Origin of the sequence: Mesorhizobium sp. 113-3-3 (assembly GCF_016756495.1) — a bacterium.
Taxonomy (GTDB): Bacteria; Pseudomonadota; Alphaproteobacteria; order Rhizobiales; family Rhizobiaceae; genus Mesorhizobium.
Genome location: NZ_AP023243.1, coordinates 2,243,585 through 2,265,391, shown reverse-complemented (window position 1 = coordinate 2,265,391; position 21,807 = coordinate 2,243,585). Strand labels below are relative to the sequence as shown.

Here is a 21,807-nt window from a genome sequence, read left to right as displayed (position 1 = left end):
AAGCATCATGAACAGTCTCGACCTTCCCGGACGTCCCGAAAACACCCGCATTGTCGTCGCCATGTCGGGCGGCGTGGACTCGTCCGTGGTCGCCGGCCTGTTGAAACGCGAAGGCTATGATGTCGTCGGCGTCACGTTGCAGCTCTACGACCACGGCGCGGCCACGCACCGGGCCGGCTCATGCTGCGCCGGACAGGACATCGACGATGCCCGCCGCGTTTCCGAAACGCTTGGCATTCCCCACTATGTGCTCGATTACGAGGAGCGCTTCCGCAAGGCGGTCATCGACCCCTTCGCCGAAAGCTATGTCGCCGGCGAGACCCCGATCCCTTGCGTCTCCTGCAATCAGACGGTGAAGTTCGCCGACCTCCTGGCCACCGCCAAGGAACTCGGCGCCGACGCGCTCGCCACCGGGCACTACATCCGCTCCGGCGCCAACGGCACCCACCGCGCGCTCTACCGGCCGGTCGATGCCGACCGCGACCAGAGCTATTTCCTGTTTGCCACCACGCAGGCGCAGATCGACTATCTGCGCTTTCCCCTGGGCGGCCTGTCGAAGCCGCAGGTTCGCGCCATAGCCGAGGAGATGGGGCTGACGGTGGCCGCCAAGCAGGACAGCCAGGACATCTGCTTCGTGCCGCAAGGCAAGTATTCCGACATCATCGCCAAGCTGAAGCCGGCTGCCGCCAATCCAGGCGACATCGTCCATATCGACGGCCGCGTGCTCGGCCGCCATGAGGGCATATTGCGCTACACGATCGGCCAGCGCCGCGGCATCGGCATCGCGTCGGGCGAGCCGCTCTATGTCGTCCATCTCGATGCCGAACGGGCCCGCGTCGTGGTCGGCCCGCGCGAGGCGCTGGAGACGCACAAGATCTACCTGCGCAACATGAACTGGCTCGGCGACGGGCCGCTTGGCGATATTCCGCAAGGCGGCCTCGAACTGTTCGCCAAGGTGCGCTCGACCAGGCCGCCGCGCCCGGCGGTGCTGCGCCACATCGCGGGCGTGACGTCGGTCGAACTGGCCGACGGCGAGTCCGGGATCGCGCCCGGCCAGGCCTGCGTGCTCTATTCCGACGACGGCAACGAAGCGCGCGTCTTCGGCGGCGGCTTTATCGAGCGCTCCGAGCGCGGCGCCGAGGCAGAGGCCATGCTGACGAAGCTGGCGGCCAGGCCGGCGCAAATTCCCGCCGAATAAGCAGTCGGCGCCTTCTCAGTCTTTCGACTTGGTGTGGGTGACGGTACCCGCCGTCAGGATGCGCAGCACCCTGATTGCTTCCTCGCCGCTGGTGCGCGGCTCGGCCCGCGTCTCGATGCAGTGGATGAAATGCTCGAGTTCGCGCGTCAACGGCATGCCTTGCGCGACCGCGACATAGGACGGCTCGTTGGTGGTGAAGGCCCATTGGCCGCTGTCCTGCCAGACCGCGTGGCGGTAGACGGCCAGCTTGCGTTCCCATGGCTCGACATCGTCGAACACCGCCATCGCCTTGGTGCCGACCACGGTCAGCCGCCGCTCGCGATAGGGATTGAGCCGCGAGGTGAAAAGATGGCTGCGCAGGCCGTTGGGAAAGCGCATGTGCAGATGTGCGAAGTCGCTGAGGTTGTCGAGGAGTGCCGCGCCCTCGCCGCGCACCTCGATCGGCTCGGTGCCGGTGATGGCCAGGATCATCGACAGATCGTGCGGCGCCAGGTCCCATAGCGCATCGTTCTCGGTGTGGAACTTGCCGAGGCCGAGCCGGTGCGAGTGGATGTAGCGGACTTCGCCGAGCTCGCCCTTGTCGATCAGCCCCTTCAGCGTCTCGAAGGCGGGATGAAAGCGCAGGACATGGCCGACCATGAAGACGCGGCCATTGTCCTTGGCCGCCTGCACCGCGCGCTCGGCATCCGGCACCGTCAGCGCGATCGGCTTTTCCACCAGCAGGTCCTTGCCGCTTTCAGCGGCGCGCACGGAAAGGTCGGCATGGTATTGTGGCGGCAAGGCCATGACGATGGCGTCGATTTCGTCCCGGCCGAACAGCTGGTCCGGCTCGATCGCCAGGCAATCCTGTTCGCTGGCAAAGCCTTCGGCTCGCGCCTTGTTGGCGTCGGAAACCGCGTACAGCGCGCCAAGCGCCTTGAGGGTGCGGATATGGTTGCTGCCCCAGTATCCGCAACCGAGGACTGCAATGCGCGGCTTCATCTGTTTCAAACTCTAAAAACTCGTGGCCGAGACATAGCGACGTGCCCCTTCGAACTCAACCCCGGCGCTTGCAACCAAATGTCCAGACGGCAAAGCTTTTTTCGGCAATGAGGATATGCGGCGATATGGAATGCTTCGAAGCTTGACAGGCTCGCCCTCCCAACCTTATATCCGCGCGACCTTGGCGAACGCCTCGAAATGCCTTTTGATTTGAGGCGGATTTCGGGCCTTTCGCCGCCCTGGCGGGGTAGCTCAGTTGGTTAGAGCACGGGAATCATAATCCTGGGGTCGGGGGTTCAAGTCCCTCTCCCGCTACCACTTCTCGACGACAGAGCTTGCGGCAGGTGCGATCAATCGCGGCCAGCTACTTGCGTTGACGACGAGGTTGGCCGGTTTATCGGCGAGCGAGCCGCAGTGGATCACCAATGTCATCGGCGCGGCGCTACGCGAGAGCCTGCATCGAGCGGCGTCAGCGTCCCTCAGTCGCTCGCCAAGCCGCCCGTCCCCGGCGAACATGCGGACGCTTCCCTGATCATTGCTTGGTGAACGCGCCCGTGTAGGTTTGGCCGGCGAGCGCATAGGTTCCGGCCAGCGTGCCATCAGGCAACATCGTCAAACTGATGTCGGCGCCATTCGGCAGGCGCCCGAGCTTCAATGTGGTCCCGACAATTCTTCCTTCACCGGCGGCCTCTCCCGGATTGTTGTCGCCCAGATTGCCCCACGCGAAGGTGACCGTCACCTTGCCGTTTGGCGAAATCGTCTGCACGGCTACTTTGGCTTCATACGTGCCCTCCAATCGCCCGGCCCACATGCCCGAAAAAGCGGCGTATTTTGTTGGAACGCCCTTCGCTGGCGGCGTAATCGTCACGGATGGATCCATGATGGTCGAACCTGCAGGAGCGGTCGCGGGAGCCAATGCAGGGGGAGCGACAACCGGAGCTGACGGAGGTTCGACAGCGGCGGGTTGCGGCTCCACAGGAGCCGATTGGCATGCAACCAGGGCAAGTGCCGCGAAGCCCAGCATAGTGTTCCGCATCAAGTTCTCCCCATCATAAGCGGTCGGTCGGCAACAGGCCGCCGAATTGCACATTATTCTGCTTCGTGCAGGTCATCAGCACGATTTTGCCGGGAACCCCGTACGAATGGGCGGCGCTTTTCCTCGTGTTTTACCGAATACCCCGCTGCCCTGCGAAACGTCGGCGCCGATCGTCGCGACAGTCTAAGCTTTCTTTTATAGCTTAATATATATTAGCCATTTCTTGACAAACTGCCTAAGCTCTGGTTTCCTTATTTGACGGGTTTTAGGCAAGTTCGTTGCGTTTTTCGCCGCGACCGTGTTGATCGACAAGGGCGAACTCACCAAGCTGGAGGGCCGCAAGCTGCTGCCCGGCATGACGAGCGAGGCAATGATCCGCACTGGCGCCCGCACCGTGCTTTCCTACCTCGCCGAGCCGATCACGCAGAACTTCCTCCGGGCGATGCGGGAAAAATAGCCGTCGGCGTCAGGAGATACGATTACTCGCCCAATATCATCCCGGATGCCACGATTTGTGCCGTGCGCTCGGTCAGCTTTCCGCGTTTCACAAGCGTGGGTTTGACATAGGCCTTTTTCATCATCGCGGGCCGCCGTCCTTGTCCTTACCGTGCGCTCAACGCGACCATGCGGTCGAGCGCCGCGGTCAGGCCGTGCAGCGACACCGGGAACGTCAGCGGAGTCTCTGCATCGGTCGTGACGTTGAGCTTCAGCACCGTGCCTACCCTCAGCTTTCCGAGCACCGATCGGTCAATGGAAAACACCGCGATACAGCCTGTCGGCAGGCAGGTCCTGAAGCGCTGCGGGGATAAGGGCGGCTGATCGTCGATCTGCGGCGTCACGCCCGGATCGAGCAGGATGCCGAAGGGTAGAAGCAAGGTGGCCATCGTCGACCCGTCCGCGCGTTTCTGTATCTCCATGGCAAGCAGCCTTTGGCCGTTCTTCTGGACCTGGTCCTGCGAAAGCGAGCAGACCCTGGCGTTCTCCTGGACAGAGCAGGACACGCTCCAGTCCTGATAGACTTCGCGTAGCGATGACGGTCCGTCTGGAGCAGCAGCCGCCTGTTGTTGAGCCAACGCCGGCGACATCAACGAGAATGCGATTGCCCCGTATGCGCAGGCGGCCTTGAGGCCACGCTTCATGTGCAGACCCATTCACGGATCTTGCATTTGGCCCCTGAGGCCTCGCAGGCCTGCAAGGCGAGGTCTTCGGCCTCGCGGCGGGTCTCGGCCGAGTTCACGCCCCAGGGCGTGAAACGGTTCTCGACCTTGTCGGCCATGGCGAGCGCGCCGCAGTGCTTGTAGGGAAAGCCGGTCTCGTCGTCATCGGTCCAATGGCGATGGTTGCGGAAGACGGAGACGACGTTGCAGGCCTTGCCGCCGGCATTCTCGCAATGTTTCTGCGCGATGTCCTTCGCCTCCTGCCGCTTGTCGGCGCCCCAGAAGAAGCCGTATTTGCTGTCGGACTGCGAATAGGCGATGGCCGCCCAGATGCCTTTTTCTTCATGCTGCGGCTCCGGCGGCGCCACAAGGTCGGCCGAGACGACGTGCCCGCTCCACAACAAGGTCAAGCCCAAAACGGCCAAAGCCCGCAATCTCATGGTCGGCACCCCTTTCCTTGATCCTGGTCGCTTCGCCTACTTCGCCGCTGAAGCGACGGAGATCACCACGCAGCTTTTGCCCGTCGGCAGCAGGAGGGCTTCCCCGGCATTGCCACCGAGCTCGTACACTTCGACCTGCCCGAGATGATCAGTGATCTTGCTGCCCTGAGGCAGAATGGACGGGAGGTCGGCGCACGGGCTGGCGAATGGCGCCACCCGCACCATCGTCCCCTCGCAACCCGATGCGGTGGGCGATGCGAAAACGACACCGGCGGCAGGCCCGCTATAGCGTTCCGTCGCATAGTCCATGCCGACGAAGGCCTGGACGGCATGCTTGTCGGCCGCCTGGTCGTTCCACAGCGATTTGACGCTGTATTTCGTGCCTGTCGTCAAAATCTGCCCGAGCACCGGATAGATGGTCGAACAGGCCTGCACCCCGGCCTGTTTGACATGCTCGAGGAAGGGTGTGTCCGGAAGCGCCGGGTTGGCGGTCTCGGCCTGTGCGGCCGTCGCGCTGCCGACCAGATTGGCGATCGCGGCATAGTTCCCGGCCGCGAAGCCAAGGCCCGCCACGACGAGCCCCAACAGGGAAAATCCGACGACGCGCGGCCATCGCCGCCGTGGCGGTTCGACAAGCCTCTGCCGATCCGCCTCGACGGCCGGGCTGCTGCGTTTTACGGACGTGAACTGGTCCTGTTGGCTCATTGTGCTGCCCCGGTCATTTGAGTGGCGAAAGGGCTGCCGTCAGCCCCTTGAGTGTTGCTGCTGTCACGGTGATCGTCTGGCCGTCGACGGTCGGATAGGAAATCGCCGGCGTCGCGTTCTGCGCGATCTGCTGGCGCATGACGGGGCCGACCGGCAGCATGCCGACGCAGACCACGTCATTGCAGCCGTTCAGGTGGACGTCGATCGCCTGGTCCCGCCCGTCGAACTTCAGCGACACCAGGCCGTCGCTCCTGGCGTTCGGCGCGGTGCGGACGATCATGTAGGGCTTGCCGTCCTGCGTGGCGGCGAGCGACCAGCTGAATGCCATCTTGCCCGAGGTATCCTCGATCACCTGCGAGACATTGCAGACTTTCTTGCGGGCCTTGAGGTTCTCGTCGCAGATCAGCGTCCAGTTTTCGAACGGACGGATCGTGCGCTGATAGGTTCCCAGCTTCACGTCGGGCGGCAGCACCACATCCGAAGGCTTGATCCGATACGGCGACGCCACCTGCCCCGCGGCCGGCACGAGGCCGCCGCAGAGCACCAGGCAAGTCAGTGCGGCAAGTCCTTTCATTCCAGCCTCAGTTCAAGGTGAAGCTGATACCGGCGCCGACGCCGACATGACCGCCGGCGGCCGTGCCCGACACGTTGCCGCGGATGCGGCCGTCCTCGCTCGTGTAGCCCGCGCCGAAGGCCAAGGCGCTCGAATCCCGCCAGAAGCCGCCGCCCGCCGCGACGCTCAGCTTGCCGGGACGGTCGTCATAGCGCAGCGAGGCTGCGGCCAGGCCGATCGCCGCCGCCTGGCGGGCTTCGTCGCGTATGCCGTCGATGTCGCTATTGAGCTGGCTGAGCTTCTGGTCGGTATAGTTGTTGGCCTGCTGCAACGTCGTGGCCGCCACCTTGTCGGTGTAGGTGTTGGACGTGCTGATGGCGTTGGTCAGGCCCTGGTTCAGCTGGTTGACGTTGACCGCGTCGGTGCCGGCAACACCGGGGCCGACATTGGAGATGACCACCGGCGCGTTGACGTCGCCGCCCTGCAGCGTGATGCTGTTCTTCTTGCTGCCGTCCGGATTGGTGTCATAGACGACGGCATTCTGGGTGAGCGATCCGAGGCCCGATTTCAAATCCTGGATCGCCGTGTTGGTGGCGTAGAGCTGCGAGCCGTTTATCGCATCGGTGCTGCCGGCGTTGATCTGTCCGGCGGCGACATTGGTGATTGTGCGCTCGGCGCCGGCACTGCCGACGCTGACGGTGCCGATCGGGGTGGTGCCGGCGAAGGTGTAGGTCTTGCCGTTGATGACGGTGCTGGAGGTGCCGACCGCGGCCTGCGTCGACGCGCCCGAACCCAGCGCCACATCATTGGCGTTGTTGGCCTTGGCGCCCTGGCCAAGCGCCACCGCGCCTTGGCCCGTGGCTGTCGAGCCATTGCCGGCGGCAAGGCTGTTGGTGCCGCTGGCCACGCTGGCCGGCCCGATCGCCACGCTGTCGGTGCCGCTGGCGGTGGAGTCGGCCAGCGTCGAATTGGCGTGGAAATACTTGATGCCGCCGCCATTGCTGATGTTGGTCAGCGCGTTGTTGACGGCCGTGAACCCGTCATAGACGGTCGAATAGTTGTTGCCCTGGATGGTGTAGGTCGGGCCGGTGATCGACCCATCGGGATTGACCGTGGTGCCGCCGCCGAACAGGTTGGCGACGTTTTGCGACACGCCCTTGAGCTGCGAGACGTTGACGGCGTCGGTATTGGCCGAGCCGGCCGCGACGTTGGTGAGCTTGCGTTCGGCTCCTGCGCCGCCGATCGACACCTCGCCGACCGAGGTCTGTGGGCCCGTCAGGCCAAAGGCCGTGTAGCCGGCCTGGGCGCCGACCGAGGTGATGGACTGAGCGCCCAGCGCCACGCTGTTGATGAAGGTGCTTTGGGCGCCGGCGCCGAGCGCCACCGACTGGATGCCGGACGCCAGCGAATTGGTGCCGAGCGCCAGGCCGTCGGCCAGCATGACGTGGGCGTTCTGGCCGATGGCCGTTCCGCCGGGCGCGGTCTGGTCGACAATGGCGCCGTTGCCGATGCCGATGCCATTGTCACCGTTGACGACCGTCGTCGGGCCGACCGCGACCGACTCGGCGCCCACCGCGAGCGAGTCGCCGGCCGCCGAATTGGCATGGAAATATTTGGTCGACGTCACCGAGACCGAGGCGATCGCTCCCTGCAGCTGGCGAACCGTCACCGCGTCCTGCGCCTGCGTGCCGTCGGCGACATTGGTGATCTGCCTGTAGGACGTGGCGGTGCCGACCGACACCGCGCCGAGCAGCGTCTTGTCGGTGGTGTTGTACTGGATGAAGTTGGAAGGACCGGCCGCGATCTGGCCGGTGGCCGGCGCCACGGCCCGGTCGGACACGGAACCCGAACCAAGCGCCACACTGCCGTCGACGCTGGCCAGTGTGCCGCGGCCGAGCGCCAGCCCGCTGACGCCGGTCGCGGTCGCCTGGTAGCCGACGGCAGTGGAGCCTACCCCTTGCGCGAAGGAATCGGTTTGCGCCAGCCCGGCCTCGTTGGTGCGGGCGTAGCGGATGCCTATGCCGTTGGCGTCGGTATAGGCGGTCGAGGTGTCGCCGGCGATGTTGTTGATGGTGTTGCCAAGATTGGTGACGCCACTGCCGATGTTGGCAATATCGGTCGTGTTCTGCGTCACCTGCTGGTTGGTGGCGAACAGCTGCGAGCCGTTGACCGCGTCGGTCGAGCCGCCATTCAACTGTCCGGCCGCGACGTTCTGGATCTGGCGCTCGGCGCCAGCCGACCCGACCGAGAACGCGCCGGCCGGCGTGGTGCCGGCGAAGGTGTAGTTCACGCCGCCGATCGTCGCGCCGCCAACCGCCGTGGTGGTCCCTGATGCGGAATTCAGGCCGATCGCTACATCGCCGGCATTGTTGGCCACGGCGTTGGGTCCGACCGCGACGGAATTCGTTCCAAGCGCCTGGGAATCCGGCAAGGCCGAGTTGGCATGGAAATACTTGATGCCGCCGCCGACATTGATGTTGTTGACGACGGCGCCGATGGCGTCGACCGCCTGGTTGGTGGCGAAGAGCTGCGAGCCGTTGACCGCGTCCGTCGACGTCAAGCTGATCCGCCCCGCCGCCAGATTGGTGAGCGTGCGTTCCGCGCCGGGGGCGCCGATGCTGACCGTCGAGGTCGGCGTGGTGCCTTGGAAGGCGTAGGTTGTGCCGTTGATGACGGCATTGGCCGTGCCGACGGCCGCAGTGGTCACCGAGCCCGAGCCGAGCGCCACGTCGCCGGAGCTCGCCGCCGCGGTGGCGCCATTGCCCAGCGCGACATTGCCCGCGAGGCCGGCGGCGCCCGCCGTGGTGCCGTTGCCCAGCGCCACGGAACCTTGCCCGATCGCCTTGTTGTTGTTGCCGATGGCGACGGCGCCTGCGGCCTGGTTGGCGGCGGTGGCGGTCGCCGTGCCGTCGCTGTTGGCGATGTTGTTGGCGCCGCCGGTGAAGGCGCCGGTGCCGCTGGCGTAGCTGGGATCGCCGATCGAGACGGCGCCGTCCCCGAAAGCGGTGTTGCCGGCGCCGATCGCGGTTGCCTTGCCGCCGGCCGCGGTCGAGCCATGGCCGATGGCAATGGCATCGGCGGAATTGGCGATCGTGTCCGTGCCCATGGCGATCGCGTTGTCGGCGCTGGCATTGGCGTGCAGACCCAATGCCGTGGATGACACCCCGGATGCCGTGGATTGGAACCCCCCGGCGAAGGCGAACTGGTTGGAGGCGTTGGTGCCTCCACCTATGGCGGTACCCCCGATGGTCGCGCTGGCATTATCGCCAAAAGCCGACGCGAAGTTGCCCAGCGCTTTTGCCCCGCTGCCGGACGCAATCGCCCGTCCACCCGACGCGCTGGCACCGCTGCCGAGAGCCGTCGAGGTGGCGCCGGTCGCGGTCGAGCTATCGCCAATGGCGACGGCATCGACGGCGTTGGCAGTCGTGCTCGTGCCTATGGCGATCGCGTTGTCGGCGGTCGCATTAGCGTGCAGGCCCAATGCCGCGGACGAAACCCCGGACGCCGTGGATTGGAACCCCCCGGCGAAGGCGAACTGGTTGGAGGCGTTGGTGCCTCCGCCGATGGCGGTACCCGCAGTGGTCGCGCTGGCATTATCGCCATAAGCCGACGCGAAGTCGCCCAGGGCTTTCGCGCCGCTGCCGGACGCAATCGCGCGGCCGCCCGTCGCGCCGGCATTGGTGCCAATGGCCACAGACTGGGCGCCCGTCGCGCCATTGTTGCCATAGTTCCCGGTCGCCGTGCCGCCATCATTGATGCTGACATAATGCGACGCCGCCCCGGCGATGGCCGACTGCAATGCCTGATTGGTCGCAAACAGCTGTGAGCCGTTGATCGCATCGGTCGAATTGCCCGCGATTCGTCCTGCCGCAACATTGGTGATGGTGCGCTGATTGGTCCCGCTACCGACGCTGACGGTGCTGGTCGGCGTCGTGCCGGCGAAGCTGTAGGCCGTGCCGCCGATGGTCGTGCCGCTGGTGCCGACCGCCGCCGTGGTCACCGAGCCAGAGCCAAGCGCCACGTCGCCGGAACTCGCCGCCGCGGTGGCGCCATCGCCGAGCGCGACATTGCCCGCAAGGCCGGCGGCACCTGCCGTGGTGCCATTGCCCAGCGCCACGGAGCCCTGTCCGATGGCCTTGTTGTTGTTGCCGATGGCGACGGCGCCCGCCGCCTGGTTGGCGGCGGTGGCGGTTGCCGTACCGTCGCTGTTGGCGATGTTGTTGGCGCCGCCGGTGAAGGCGCCGGTGCCGCTGGCAAAGCTCGGATCGCCGATCGAGACCGCGCCGTCGCCATAGGCGGTGTTGCCGGAACCGATGGAGACGGCCTTGCCGCCGGTCGCCACCGCATTGGTGCCCATGGCGACTGCTTCCGCGGAACTGGCCTTGGCATTGTTGCCGACGGCGATGGCGCTCGTCGCCGACGCATTGGCCCCGATACCGAGTGCCGTACTGCCAATTCCGCCGGCATTGGCGCTGACGCCGGCGGCAAGGGAATTGTCTCCTGTCGCTTTCGCGCCGGACCCGAACGAGGAGGCGTTTGCGCCGCTGGCAGCGGCCGTGTTGCCAACCGCCGTGCTGGCGGTGCCACTCGCAACTGATGTATCGCCCATGGCGATGGCGCTCTGCGCGCTCGCATTGGCCTGCTTGCCGATCGCGCTGGCGTTCACACCGCTCGCGGTGGCGCCCAGTCCCAGCGCGGTTGCGCTGGCGGCGGTCGCCGCGGCGTTGTTGCCGACTGCGGTGGCGGACACGCCAGTGGCCTGGGATCCCGAGCCGGCCGCGACCGAGCCGATACCGCTCGACACGGCCTGGTTACCCAGCGCCAATGAGAAATCGGCCGAGGCATTGGTGCTCGAGCCGAGCGCGGTCGAGTTCAGCCCTGCCGCGTTGGCCGACTTGCCTAAGGCGACGGCACTGTCCCCGCTGGCGACGGCCGACCAGCCTCCGGCGAATGACAAGCCACCAGTGGCGGACGAACTGGTACCGACAGCGGTAGAATTCCCTCCCGAAGCAACAGAGAAGGTGCCCAAGGCGTTGGCGCCGCCCCCGGTGGCGCTAGCCTGGACGCCGAGCGCGACCGAATTAATATTGCTTGCGATCGTACCTTGGCCGAGAGCCATTGCGCCGCCTGCGCCTGTGGCCTTTGCGTTCAGGCCGAGAGCCACCGCATATTGCGCCGACGCAACGGACGAACGTCCTACCGCGATCGCGTCCGCCTGGGATGCCGTGACATCCGTCCCGATGCCGATGGCGCTCGTGGCGTTGGCGCCTGTTCCGGCGACGGTGCGCGAGCCAAGATAGATGGAGTTGATCTGGGAGGCGATCGAGCCGAAGCCGATCGCGACGGCATTCTGGGCGCCCGCGCTGGCATTGGTGCCCTCGGCGATCGAGTCGGCTCCGTTTTGCACGGCTCCGGACCCAAACGCGATACCGCGTATCCCGTTCGCCGTGCCGCCGCCGCCGAAAACCTGTGCTGATGCCGGCGTGGCGATGCCGCCCAATGCAATCACAGCCAGTGCGCCTGCCAGCGCCCTGCCGATGCCGAGCATGCCGAGTCCAGATCCCTTGCGGCGCATGCCGAGCACGCGGTGCGCCATGCGCAGCACCGCCATCAGGCGGCGGCGGAGCGCGCGGGAACCGTGCTCGGCCCCGGCAATCCAATGCCTGGCGAAATGCGCCGTGCGAAGCTGAACAAACGAGCCACTCGAAATGTGATTGTCGGTCATGGTCCCTCTCCGTTCGCCAGCCGTCAGGAAATGTCTGACAAATTCCAGCACTCGCAGAAAGCCATGATTCTGGTTTGCCGTATTTCAGGAAATTGCTGTTTTGTCAGAAAAAAACGCGGCAACTTCGCCGGAGTTAACGGATAGTTACTTTAGTTAGCGCTTTGATAAGGCGAAGTAAAACAATGACGCGATCGATATATCACCTAAGCTTCGAATTAAGCTTGCCGAAGCGAGCCTGCAATGGCGTCAATCGCCGGTATTTCTTCATCACGGTAGTAAAATGGCTCTGGCTCGAAAAGCCGCTCAAATGGGCGATGTCAGCGATCGTCATGCGGCTTTCGGCAAGCAGCTTCTCGGCGAAGTCCAGCCGTAAATCCAGGACATATTGATGCGGCGGCACCCCGAACGTCCGCGAGAATGCCCGCACGAAGTGGTAGGATGAAAGCCCGCAAACCGCCGCCATCTCCGCGAGCGCTATCTTGCGCGTGAAGTTCTGATCGAGGAAGTCCTGCACTTTGCGGGCGCTGCTGGGGGAGAGCCCGCCTTTTACGTTCAGCGCCGGCTGTCGCATCGCCGCTTCGGCTTTCGGAGCAAAGCTGTTGATTGCCGCGCACTGCATGCCCGTGGACGATTCCACATCCCGCTTCCAAATGCTGGCTCGAAAGCGCCAAAGCGCACCTGATGGTGACTCGCGCGCAAGATGGGCTCAGTCGCGATCGACGTATTTTGCAAAACTCCGAAACCTTTGTAGGAAATTCCGGCCTTTTGATCTCTGGTCTGCAGCTGTGGCCATCTTGTCATATCAGCGCTTTTCAGGTCTTGACCGAAGCATGGAAGGTCGGCGTCCTTCCCCGGTACTTCTTCATGGTTGCGGCCAGATGACTCTGATCCGAAAACCCGGCGAGGAAGGCGACTTCGGCGATTGCGAGTTCGCCGTCAACGAGTAACTTTTCCGCGAAGTCCAGGCGCAGGTTGATCAGGTAGCGATGCGGCGGCATGCCGAACGTGCTGGCGAACCTTGCTATGAAATGATTGGGGGAAACCCCCGCGACGGACGCCAGCTCGGCGACCATGACCTTTCGCACGAAATTCTCGTCGAGATATTCGCGCACGCGTCGGGCGCCAACGGCGGACAGCCCGCCCCTGGGCGATGCGGCCTGCCTGCTACGGCCGGTGTACGTGCGCAGGAGATGCACGCCAAACACGGTGAGCAGCGAGTCGAGATAGAGCTCGTTCGGCGGCAGCTTGCCGGTCAGCTCGGCGGTGATCATCTGAGCTATGTTGAGCGCCCTCAGGTCGACCGTGCCGAACGCAGGTGGCTCGAGCTCCACGTCGGAGCGGTCGACCTCGTGCGCGGCCAAGTCCGACAGTGCTTCGGGAGAGATGGAAATGACGGCGTTTTCCCTGGTCTGCGACCAGGTGAGGCTGCTGTCGACACCCGCGGGATTGATGACGAGGCACCCAACCGGCGCGTCGTATTGCGTGATCCTGTCGCTGCCGAGCGAGGCTCTCAATTTGCGTGTCGGCCTCAGCACAATTCCCGTGGAATGTTCCATGGCCAGGAACGTCTGCGACCCGGGACCGCGGACGGAATGGATGACGCTGCCGCGCGCGGTGGCTCTTCTGGGACCGGCACTTTCTGGAATGATGTCCAGCACATATCGGGCTACCCGATCGACGCCTCGGGAAACGCCGCTTTCCCGAGCTTCGTCCGCATTGTTCATTCGCGTCGCCTCAGCCGCCTTGCCGCTGCTTGAAATCCCCTTTGCCCGAACCCGGAACCAACGTAACGCAGGCGTCTCTGCTAGGGAAGAACTCCCATGCGCAAAGAAAAATTCTTATTCGCGAAAAGACAGAAAAAATGACCGACCGAGGAAGTTGACGAGCATTCTATTCCATGGGGATGGGGTCTTCGCCATGCCCGAGTTTCGCTTGTCAGCCGTGGCGCGGCTTGCGCGAATCGATTGCTTCGTTTTGGCACCAGAATCGGCGACCGGGCAAGACGGGCGCGTCGAACCGACAGGTTACGGCCGGCGGCTACGGATCAGCGCGACGTTTCTCGTACAGATCCCAGGTGAGTTCGACAAAGGCCAGGAGGACATCGTCCCGGTTCCAGCCGGCCGCGACCGCCGCCTGGACGATTTCATGGACGAGAGGCTGCAACTGGCGCTGGCACTGGGCCGACATGTCGCCATCTCCCACGGGAGGCCCCTCGAAGTTGAATCTCATCATTCGGCGCTCCCCTCGCCCTCCAATCAAAGTGTTGCACCATTAATTTCGTTTCACCTGATATACAATGGATGTGGTACCAAAGTACAGGGAGGTTTGGACTACCAAGGCAGCACAGAACGATTCCAGACCACGCGGCCTCTATGCTTTCCCTGGCGTCAAGTTGGTTTTCCCAAGCGGAAGGTCAGGGAAACTTCATCGGCTCAAACTCTGGCTGCCAATAGATTTTCTCAGTCGGGTCGCGACCATTATCCGCCGCATGGGGGGCACGGACCGACCGCATTGCCTTCTGCAACCGCTCGCTGGATAGTCCCGGCAATGTTCGAGACCATTGCGACTCACTGGACCCAAATCCTGGCGATCATCTCGGTGGTCATGGCGACCGTCGGCATCGCCCACGCTGTCATGACCAAGGAGGACGTGCGCGCCGCCACCGGATGGGTCGGCGTGATGGTGCTGTCGCCGATCCTCGGTGTGCTGATCTATGCCGTGGCCGGCATCAACCGCATCCGCCGCGCCACGATCACCGCGCAGCGCCCGCTTGCCGGCGACGCGGCCGCCACCAAGCATGAGCGCGACATCGCCGCCGAGGAGGCGCTGATCGTCGAGCGCTATGGTCAGCGCTTCACCGGCCTGCGGACGCTGGGCGACAGGGTGGCGCGGCGCGCGCTCAACCCGGGCAATGCCATCGACGTGCTGGAGACCGGTGACGAGGCCTATGCCGCCATGTGCGCGGCAATCGACGGTGCCGAGCGCAGCGTCCTGCTCGAGACCTATATTTTCGACAATGACGCCGTCGGCCTGCTCTTCGTCGAGGCGCTGGCCGGCGCCGTTCAGCGCGGCGTCACCGTTCGGGTGCTGATCGACGCGGTCGGCGCCCGTTACTCCGTTCCCAGCATTCTGGGCCATCTGCGCCGCGCCAACATCCCCGCCGATGTCTTCAACGGCAACATCGTCATGGGCCTGCGCCTGCCCTACGCCAACCTCAGGACCCACCGGAAGATCCTTGTGGTCGACGGCACGCTTGCCTTCACCGGCGGCATGAACATCCGCAAGGGTTTTTCGGCCGAGTTCGCCGGCTCCAACAGCGCAAGGGACACGCATTTCAAGGTCACCGGGCCTGTTGTCGCCGACCTGTTCTCGGTCGCCGCCGAAGACTGGCGCTTCGCCACCAACGAAGGGCTGAAGGGTGACGCCTGGCGAATTGCCCCGCTGGCGCCGGCCCCCGGCCAGCCTATGCTGGTGCGGGCGGTCGCATCCGGGCCGGATGCCAGCAACGAGACCAACCACAAGCTGCTGATCGGCGCCTTCTCGGTCGCGCGCAAATCGATCCGCCTGATGTCGCCCTATTTCCTGCCGGACCGCGAACTGATCAGCGCCTTGATCACCGCCGCCCGGCGTGGCGTCGAGATCGATGTCGTGGTGCCGGCGGTCAACAATCTCTTCCTCGTCGACCGCGCCATGACGGCGCAATTCGACCAGATTCTGAAGAACTATTGCCGCATATGGCGCACGGAAGGCCCATTCGACCATTCCAAGCTGCTGTCGATCGACGGCGTGTGGGCCTATGTCGGCTCGTCCAACCTCGACGCCCGGTCGCTGCGGTTGAACTTTGAAATCGATCTGGAGGTCCTCGATGCAGGCTTTGCCCGCGAGATCGAAGCCCGGATCGGATCGGCGATCGAAACGGCCATTCCGGTCACGCTGGACGCCTTGCGGGCCCGCCCCTTCATCATCCGGCTCTTCGACCGCATCCTGTGGCTGGGATCGCCCTACCTCTAGAAGGCTTTAACAAAACGACGTGTTTGACGGATAGTTTGGTGTCGGCCATGGAACATAAGCGCAAAGACTCTATTTGAGGTGCATGGTGAGACCAGCAGGCATGGCAGGCACAAGGTGCGGATGAACGGACGCAGCCTCCCGGCAAACATGCTTTTGTCCATTCGCGACAGGCGGATGCAGAAGGCAAACGCGGCTGCGCACAAGGCGACCGCCACCACAGGCACGCTGGTCGCCTCCTACAACGTCCACAAATGCATCGGCGTCGATCGCAAGTTCGATCCCGAGCGTACCAGCCGCGTCATCCGCGAGATCGACCCTGACGTCATCGCACTGCAGGAAGCGGACAACCGTTTCGGCGACCGTGACGGGCTTCTCGACCTGCCTCGCCTCGAGCGGGAAACCGGCCTGGTGCCGGTGCCGATTTCGGCCACCGGCAAGGGCCATGGCTGGCACGGCAATGTGCTGCTGTTCAAGAAGGGCGTCGTCCGTGACGTGCATCAGATCAGGCTTCCCGGCCTGGAACCGCGCGGTGCCGTGGTGGCGGAGATCGAATTGAACGGAAGCGAGACGCTGCGTATTATCGCCGCCCATCTCGGCCTGCTGCGCCACTCGCGCTCTCAGCAGGCCCGTGTCGTGCTCGATCTCATGAGCAGCCCGGACGAAAAGCCGACCTTGCTGCTTGGCGACCTCAACGAATGGCGGCTCGGCAACCGCTCGGCCCTCAACACGCTGCACGCGACGTTCGGGCCTCAGCCGCCGGCGGTCCCCACCTTCCCCTCGAACCTGCCGTTGCTGGCACTCGATCGGATCATGACCAATCGGCGCGGCATGATCGCAGCGGTCGAAGCCCATGACACGCCGCTTTCGCGCGTCGCCTCCGACCATCTGCCTCTCACTGCATTCGTTCGCCTGTAAGCCTGGCTTGCGTGCACGTCTTCGAAGAGCGCCGCGATTCATTTTGGAACGCTAATTCTCTCCGCGAGTTGATACGCATTGAACCCGCAGGAGGACGAGACGTGAAAAAGCTATTTCTGGCTTCCATGGTGGCATTGGCCGCGACAGCCGCTGTCATTGCGCCGACGCAGGCCGCAAGCGTGATTATCCAATCCGACGACAACAACCAATATTCACCGGACGATCAGTCCGATAGCGGCCAGATTGTCATTCGCCGCCATCACCGGCAGAATTACGACAACCAGTATGGCAACGACCAGAACGTGCAGTATGATGACAACTATAATGGCGATTATCGACGCCACCACCGCCATCACCGCTGCCATATCGAACTGATCAAGCATTGGCGCCACCACCACAGGGTGATCGAGCAGGTTCGCGTCTGCGGTTAACCCGCCCCCTGCCTTTGCAGCAAGACGACGTGATGTGCTTGCGAGCAGGAAGCAATCCACAGCGGTTAGTGATAATGCGGCATAGGCACGCCCTTCAAGAGGACGTGGCTATGCCGCATTGCACAATTTCGCGGCCTTGCCCACAATGCAGGCATGGTCCGATCCTCCCTAGCCGTCCTGGTGATTGATGAAAATCGCATCCGCGCCTCAATCATCGAGGCCGGCCTGCGCGAGGCCGGCCATCAGCGTGTCACCGTCATCCACGACGTGACCGGCATTGCGCGGCGGATCGCCGAAATCGAACCCGACGTCATCGTCATCGATCTCGAGAACCCCAACCGCGACATGCTCGAAAACATGTTCCAGCTGTCGCGCGCCGTGAAGCGCCCCATCGCCATGTTCGTCGACCGATCCGACCAGGCCTCGATCGAGGCCGCGGTCGATGCCGGCGTATCCGCCTATGTCGTCGACGGCCTGCGGCAAGAGCGCGTCAAGCCGATCCTCGACATGGCGGTGAGCCGCTTCAATGCTTTTTCGCGCATGGCGCGTGAACTGGAAGAGGCGCGCAGCGAGCTCGAGAGCCGCAAGGTGATCGATCGCGCCAAGGGCATCCTGATGAAGTCGCGCGGCCTCTCCGAAGAGGCCGCCTATACGCTGCTGCGCAAGACGGCGATGAACCAGAACCGCAAGATCAGCGACATCGCGCAGAGCCTGGTGACCGCGGCCGGGCTGCTGGGGCCGGCGGAGGACGAATGAGCATGAGGCACCAGATCACCGCCGGCTTCATGCCGCTCTTCGACAGCGCAGTGCTGGTCGCCGCGAGCGCGCTTGGCTTCGCCGCCCGCGAAGGCATCGACCTTACGCTGCACCGCGAGACCTCCTGGGCCAACATCCGTGACCGTATCGCCATCGGCCATTTCGATCTCGCCCATATGCTGGGACCCATGCCGCTCGCCTGCAATCTCGGGCTGACGCCGCTCGCTTCCGAGACCATCGTGCCATTCTCGCTCGGGCTCGGCGGCAATTGCGTCACCATCTCCAACGCCGTCTGGGCCGGCATGGCGGCGCATGGCGCCGAAGCCGATCTCGATCCGGCACGCGCGGGCGCGGCCCTTAATGCGTTCATCCGTGAACGGGCGGTGGCAGGCCGCGAGCCGCTGCGCTTTGCCGTCGTGCATCCGCATTCCGGGCACAACTACGAACTGCGCTACTGGCTCGCCGCTTGCGGCATCGACCCGGACCGCGAAATCGAGATCGTCATAGTGCCGCCGCCCTTCATGGCCGACGCGCTCGCCACCGGGCGCATCGACGGCTACTGTGTCGGCGAGCCCTGGAACAGCGCCGCGGTCGCGGCCGGCACCGGCCATATCGTCACCGTCAAGGCGCGGATATGGCGCAACAGCCCGGAGAAGGTGATCGGCGTGCGCAAGGCCTGGGCGGACGAGAATCCCGAGGCGCTGGCGGCACTGCTGCGCGCGCTGCATCACTCCGCACGCTGGTGCCAGGACCCGGCCAACCACGCCGAATTGGCCAATGTGATGGCGCAGCCAGGCTTCCTCGGCCTGCCGCCGGCCGTGCAGATGCCGATCCTGACCGGCCATCTGCAATTGGGCGGCGGAGCGCAACTGGATATCGACGACTTCTTCCTGCCCTTCGACAAGGCGGCAAACTTTCCGTGGAAGAGCCATGCGCTTTGGTTCTACACGCAGATGGTGCGTTGGGGGCATGTGTCGCACACGCCCGACAATCTCGCCATCGCCCGGGATTGCTACCGGCCCGACCTCTACCGCTCGGCGCTGAAGCCGCTTGGCGTCGCGCTGCCTGGCGCCAATGCGAAGGTCGAAGGCGCGCTCAAGGTCGCCACTGCGGTCGGCGCGACCGGGGCTGGTCTCGTGCTCGGCCCGGACGGCTTCTTCGACGGCCAGATTTTCGATCCCGACCAGATCGAGGCGTATATCGAGCGCCAGAAATCGGCCCGCGCGGAAGCCTGATCACTTTCGCGCCACTCTTGTGCATTGCACAAAAATTGTGCGTGCGGCAACTCTAATGAACAATCTTTGGCCTGCTCGCTATTTCGCCTGACAGGCCAGCGACCGCCGCGCGTCGCTGATTTCATTGATGTTTTTCCTTTCACCGGAAACTGGCACGGTTCCTGCTTTGAAATAATCAGACCCTTCGCGGGTCACGGAACAGGCGTCCAATGGCGGGCGCTACAGGCAAAGCTGCCGCTCAGGTCAAAACGCGCTCCCGGTCTCTCGGGCGCGAGGACCTGGCCGGCGGCTTTTTTGTTTTGGAATCGCGTTCAACCGGAGACGACGATGAAGAAGACGATGAAGAACTGGATCGGGACGGGAACATCGCCCAAGGATGTGACGCGTCGCGATTTTCTGGTCAGCAGCGCCATGACGGCCGGCCTGTTCATGGCGGCCCGCAAGCTGTTTCCATCCGGCGCCTATGCCGCCACCGCCGCGCCGGAAGTTACCGGCGCCAAGCTCGGCTTCATCGCGCTGACCGATGCCGCACCGCTGATGATCGCCAAGGAGAAGGGCCTGTTCGCCAAATTCGGTATGCCCGATGTCGAGGTGCTGAAGCAGGCGTCGTGGGGGGCGACGCGCGACAATCTGATGCTCGGCGGTGCCGCCAACGGCATAGACGGCGCCCACATACTGACGCCGCTGCCGTACCTCATGCACACCGGCAAGGTGACGCAGAACAACCAGCCCATGCCGATGGCGATCGTGGCGCGGCTCAACTACGACTGCCAGGGCATTTCGGTCGCGCAGGAATATACCGGCACCGGTGTCGGCCTCGACGCCTCCAAGCTGAAGGATGCCTTCGCGGCCAAGAAGGCGGCCGGCAAGGAAATCAAGGCCGCCATGACCTTCCCGGGCGGCACGCACGATCTGTGGCTGCGCTACTGGCTGGCCGCCGGCGGCATCGATCCCGACAAGGACGTCTCGACCATCGTCGTCCCGCCGCCGCAGATGGTGGCCAACATGAAGGTCGGCAACATGGACGTCTTCTGCGTCGGAGAACCATGGAACGAGCAGCTCGTCCACCAGGGCGTCGGCTTCACCGCCGCCACCACGGGCGAATTGTGGAAGGGCCATCCGGAAAAGGCGCTCGGCCTGCGCGCCGAATTCATCGAGAAGAACCCGAACGCCACCAAGGCGATCCTGATGGCCGTCATGGAAGCCCAGCAATGGTGCGAGGCCAAGGAGAACAAGAACGAGATGGCCGCCATCATCGGCAAGCGGCAATGGATGAACGTGCCGGTCGCCGACATCATCGGCCGCCTCAAGGGCGACATCAATTACGGCAATGGCCGCGTCGCCAACGGCACCGATCTCTCCATGAAGTTCTGGAAGGGCGGCGTTTCCTACCCCTACAAGAGCCATGATTCCTGGTTCCTCGCCGAGAACATCCGCTGGGGTAAATTCGCGCCGACCACCGACATCAAGGCGCTGGTCGACCAGGTCAACCGCGAGGATCTGTGGCGCGAGGCGGCCAGGGATCTCGGTGTGGCGGCGGCCGACATTCCGGCCTCCTCGTCGCGCGGCACGGAAACCTTCTTCGACGGCAAGATCTTCGATCCGGCCAACCCGTCCGCCTATCTCGACAGCCTTAAGATCAAGGCGTCGGCTTAATCCAAGCGCAACGGTGCCTCTTGCGCCGTTGTCGCACACAAACGGCGCACTGCGCCGTTTGTCCCCCAGCGCCTTTCGCCAGTGCCCCCACGGAGTTTTTCCCAGACATGTCGATCCAGACTATCGAGGATATCAAGGTGAAGGCGTTCCCCGCCAAACCGGCTGAGGTGATTGCCTTCACCGCCAGGGCGCGGCGCCGCTTCGACCCGCTCGCCATCGCCGGCAAGCTGGCAAGCACGCTGGTGCCGCCGATCGTCGTCATCGCCCTGATGCTCGTCGTCTGGCAGGTCGCCTGCTCGTCGCCGACATCGAGCCTGCCGCCGCCGAGCCAGGTGTGGAACGACGCCTACGATCTGATCGCGCATCCGTTCTTCGACATTGGCCCGCAGGATATTGGCCTCGCCTGGCGGGTGCTGATCTCGCTGCAGCGCGTCGCCATCGGCTTTGGCCTGGCGGCGATCGTCGGCGTCGCGCTCGGCGCGCTGGTCGGCCAGTCGATCTGGGCGATGCGCGGCCTCGATCCGGTCTTCCAGATCCTGCGCACCGTGCCGCCGCTGGCCTGGCTGCCGCTGTCGCTGGCGGCATTCCGCGATTCCAGCCCGTCGGCGCTGTTCGTCATCTTCATCACCTCGATCTGGCCGATCATCATCAACACCGCCGTTGGTGTGCGCAACATTCCCGAGGACTACCGCAACGTCTCGCGCATCCTGCGGCTTAACCAGTTCGAATTCTTCGTCAAGATCATGGTGCCGGCCGCCGCGCCCTACATCTTCACCGGCCTGCGCATCGGCATCGGCCTGTCCTGGCTCGCCATTGTCGCCGCCGAAATGCTGACCGGCGGCGTCGGCATCGGCTTCTTCATCTGGGACGCGTGGAACTCGTCGCGGCTGCCCGACATCATCGTCGCGCTCGCCTATATCGGCGTCACCGGCTTCTGCCTCGACCGGCTGGTCGCTGGCGTCGGCGCCTTCGTCACCCGCGGCACAACGGCAAAGTGAGGACAGCGCC

Annotated in this window: 18 protein-coding genes, 1 tRNA gene and 1 pseudogene; 10 read left to right on the top strand and 10 right to left on the bottom strand. The window is 64.3% G+C overall.

Annotated elements, in window-relative coordinates; genetic code table 11:
* The first annotated feature begins 7 nt into the window (after positions 1–7).
* Positions 8–1,198, top strand: a complete 1,191-nt coding sequence (mnmA, locus tag JG746_RS10915) for a tRNA 2-thiouridine(34) synthase MnmA (protein ID WP_202358134.1) — start codon at positions 8–10, stop codon at positions 1,196–1,198.
* A 15-nt stretch (positions 1,199–1,213) separates the two neighbouring features.
* Here the strand turns inward: mnmA and JG746_RS10910 are convergent, their stop codons facing one another.
* Positions 1,214–2,179, bottom strand: coding sequence for a Gfo/Idh/MocA family protein (locus tag JG746_RS10910; protein WP_202358133.1), 966 nt, complete (start codon positions 2,177–2,179; stop codon positions 1,214–1,216).
* A gap of 241 nt (positions 2,180–2,420) precedes the next feature.
* On the opposite strand from JG746_RS10910, the gene JG746_RS10905 reads away from it, so the two are divergent.
* Positions 2,421–2,497 (top strand) — tRNA-Met (locus tag JG746_RS10905).
* Between the two features lie 214 nt (positions 2,498–2,711).
* Here JG746_RS10905 and JG746_RS10900 read toward each other — a convergent pair.
* Positions 2,712–3,059, bottom strand: coding sequence for a hypothetical protein (locus JG746_RS10900; protein ID WP_244730739.1), 348 nt, complete (start codon positions 3,057–3,059; stop codon positions 2,712–2,714).
* Between the two features lie 439 nt (positions 3,060–3,498).
* On the opposite strand from JG746_RS10900, the pseudogene JG746_RS10895 reads away from it, so the two are divergent.
* A pseudogene (locus JG746_RS10895) lies at positions 3,499–3,672 on the top strand (HlyD family type I secretion periplasmic adaptor subunit); the annotation flags it as partial.
* A 145-nt stretch (positions 3,673–3,817) separates the two neighbouring features.
* Here the strand turns inward: JG746_RS10895 and JG746_RS10890 are convergent.
* The 8 genes from JG746_RS10890 to JG746_RS10855 form a co-directional block, all read right to left on the bottom strand.
* The gene (locus tag JG746_RS10890) at positions 3,818–4,366 is read right to left on the bottom strand and encodes an invasion associated locus B family protein (RefSeq protein WP_202358132.1); all 549 of its coding nucleotides are present in this window, start codon (positions 4,364–4,366) and stop codon (positions 3,818–3,820) included.
* Complete coding sequence (locus JG746_RS10885; RefSeq protein ID WP_202358131.1) at positions 4,351–4,812, bottom strand: DUF4189 domain-containing protein; 462 nt, start codon at positions 4,810–4,812, stop codon at positions 4,351–4,353. The genes JG746_RS10890 and JG746_RS10885 overlap by 16 nt, the downstream gene beginning before the upstream one ends.
* A gap of 36 nt (positions 4,813–4,848) precedes the next feature.
* On the bottom strand, positions 4,849–5,517 hold the full coding sequence (locus JG746_RS10880) for a hypothetical protein (RefSeq protein WP_202358130.1): 669 nt from the start codon (positions 5,515–5,517) through the stop codon (positions 4,849–4,851).
* Positions 5,518–5,530: 13 nt separating this feature from the next.
* Positions 5,531–6,091 (bottom strand): invasion associated locus B family protein, encoded by a 561-nt coding sequence (locus JG746_RS10875; protein WP_202358129.1) that lies wholly within the window; start codon positions 6,089–6,091, stop codon positions 5,531–5,533.
* A 7-nt stretch (positions 6,092–6,098) separates the two neighbouring features.
* Positions 6,099–11,795, bottom strand: coding sequence for a calcium-binding protein (locus tag JG746_RS10870; protein ID WP_202358128.1), 5,697 nt, complete (start codon positions 11,793–11,795; stop codon positions 6,099–6,101).
* A gap of 199 nt (positions 11,796–11,994) precedes the next feature.
* Positions 11,995–12,432 carry a helix-turn-helix domain-containing protein gene (locus JG746_RS10865; protein ID WP_244730737.1) on the bottom strand — a complete coding sequence of 146 codons (438 nt, stop codon included), beginning with the start codon at positions 12,430–12,432 and terminating at the stop codon, positions 11,995–11,997.
* Positions 12,433–12,607: 175 nt separating this feature from the next.
* Positions 12,608–13,519, bottom strand: a complete 912-nt coding sequence (locus tag JG746_RS10860; RefSeq protein WP_202358127.1) for an AraC family transcriptional regulator — start codon at positions 13,517–13,519, stop codon at positions 12,608–12,610.
* 313 nt (positions 13,520–13,832) lie between these two features.
* The gene (locus JG746_RS10855; RefSeq protein WP_202358126.1) at positions 13,833–14,027 is read right to left on the bottom strand and encodes a hypothetical protein; all 195 of its coding nucleotides are present in this window, start codon (positions 14,025–14,027) and stop codon (positions 13,833–13,835) included.
* A 315-nt stretch (positions 14,028–14,342) separates the two neighbouring features.
* On the opposite strand from JG746_RS10855, the gene JG746_RS10850 reads away from it, so the two are divergent.
* The 7 genes from JG746_RS10850 (at position 14,343) to ntrB (ending at position 21,797) form a co-directional block, all read left to right on the top strand.
* Positions 14,343–15,806, top strand: coding sequence for a phospholipase D-like domain-containing protein (locus JG746_RS10850; protein ID WP_202358125.1), 1,464 nt, complete (start codon positions 14,343–14,345; stop codon positions 15,804–15,806).
* Positions 15,807–15,980: 174 nt separating this feature from the next.
* Positions 15,981–16,721 (top strand): endonuclease/exonuclease/phosphatase family protein, encoded by a 741-nt coding sequence (locus JG746_RS10845; RefSeq protein ID WP_244730735.1) that lies wholly within the window; start codon positions 15,981–15,983, stop codon positions 16,719–16,721.
* Between the two features lie 101 nt (positions 16,722–16,822).
* Complete coding sequence (locus tag JG746_RS10840) at positions 16,823–17,152, top strand: hypothetical protein (RefSeq protein WP_202358123.1); 330 nt, start codon at positions 16,823–16,825, stop codon at positions 17,150–17,152.
* A 153-nt stretch (positions 17,153–17,305) separates the two neighbouring features.
* The gene (locus JG746_RS10835; protein ID WP_027045429.1) at positions 17,306–17,908 is read left to right on the top strand and encodes an ANTAR domain-containing response regulator; all 603 of its coding nucleotides are present in this window, start codon (positions 17,306–17,308) and stop codon (positions 17,906–17,908) included.
* Positions 17,905–19,143, top strand: coding sequence for a CmpA/NrtA family ABC transporter substrate-binding protein (locus JG746_RS10830; protein ID WP_202358122.1), 1,239 nt, complete (start codon positions 17,905–17,907; stop codon positions 19,141–19,143). Before JG746_RS10835 ends, JG746_RS10830 begins: the two co-directional genes overlap by 4 nt.
* A 327-nt stretch (positions 19,144–19,470) precedes the next feature.
* Complete coding sequence (locus JG746_RS10825) at positions 19,471–20,799, top strand: CmpA/NrtA family ABC transporter substrate-binding protein (RefSeq protein ID WP_244730734.1); 1,329 nt, start codon at positions 19,471–19,473, stop codon at positions 20,797–20,799.
* 107 nt (positions 20,800–20,906) lie between these two features.
* The gene (gene ntrB, locus JG746_RS10820) at positions 20,907–21,797 is read left to right on the top strand and encodes a nitrate ABC transporter permease (RefSeq protein ID WP_202358121.1); all 891 of its coding nucleotides are present in this window, start codon (positions 20,907–20,909) and stop codon (positions 21,795–21,797) included.
* Positions 21,798–21,807 lie beyond the last annotated feature (10 nt).

Coding starts and splice junctions, on each gene's coding strand:
- JG746_RS10890 (WP_202358132.1), bottom strand. CDS start 4,366: ATGGGTCTGCACATGAAGCGTGGCCTCAAGGCCGCCTGCGCATACGGG.
- JG746_RS10910 (WP_202358133.1), bottom strand. CDS start 2,179: ATGAAGCCGCGCATTGCAGTCCTCGGTTGCGGATACTGGGGCAGCAAC.
- ntrB (WP_202358121.1), top strand. CDS start 20,907: ATGTCGATCCAGACTATCGAGGATATCAAGGTGAAGGCGTTCCCCGCC.
- JG746_RS10860 (WP_202358127.1), bottom strand. CDS start 13,519: ATGAACAATGCGGACGAAGCTCGGGAAAGCGGCGTTTCCCGAGGCGTC.
- JG746_RS10855 (WP_202358126.1), bottom strand. CDS start 14,027: ATGATGAGATTCAACTTCGAGGGGCCTCCCGTGGGAGATGGCGACATG.
- JG746_RS10850 (WP_202358125.1), top strand. CDS start 14,343: ATGTTCGAGACCATTGCGACTCACTGGACCCAAATCCTGGCGATCATC.
- JG746_RS10825 (WP_244730734.1), top strand. CDS start 19,471: ATGAAGAAGACGATGAAGAACTGGATCGGGACGGGAACATCGCCCAAG.
- JG746_RS10885 (WP_202358131.1), bottom strand. CDS start 4,812: ATGAGATTGCGGGCTTTGGCCGTTTTGGGCTTGACCTTGTTGTGGAGC.
- JG746_RS10835 (WP_027045429.1), top strand. CDS start 17,306: ATGGTCCGATCCTCCCTAGCCGTCCTGGTGATTGATGAAAATCGCATC.
- JG746_RS10830 (WP_202358122.1), top strand. CDS start 17,905: ATGAGCATGAGGCACCAGATCACCGCCGGCTTCATGCCGCTCTTCGAC.
- JG746_RS10880 (WP_202358130.1), bottom strand. CDS start 5,517: ATGAGCCAACAGGACCAGTTCACGTCCGTAAAACGCAGCAGCCCGGCC.
- mnmA (WP_202358134.1), top strand. CDS start 8: ATGAACAGTCTCGACCTTCCCGGACGTCCCGAAAACACCCGCATTGTC.
- JG746_RS10900 (WP_244730739.1), bottom strand. CDS start 3,059: ATGGATCCATCCGTGACGATTACGCCGCCAGCGAAGGGCGTTCCAACA.
- JG746_RS10870 (WP_202358128.1), bottom strand. CDS start 11,795: ATGACCGACAATCACATTTCGAGTGGCTCGTTTGTTCAGCTTCGCACG.
- JG746_RS10845 (WP_244730735.1), top strand. CDS start 15,981: ATGCAGAAGGCAAACGCGGCTGCGCACAAGGCGACCGCCACCACAGGC.
- JG746_RS10875 (WP_202358129.1), bottom strand. CDS start 6,091: ATGAAAGGACTTGCCGCACTGACTTGCCTGGTGCTCTGCGGCGGCCTC.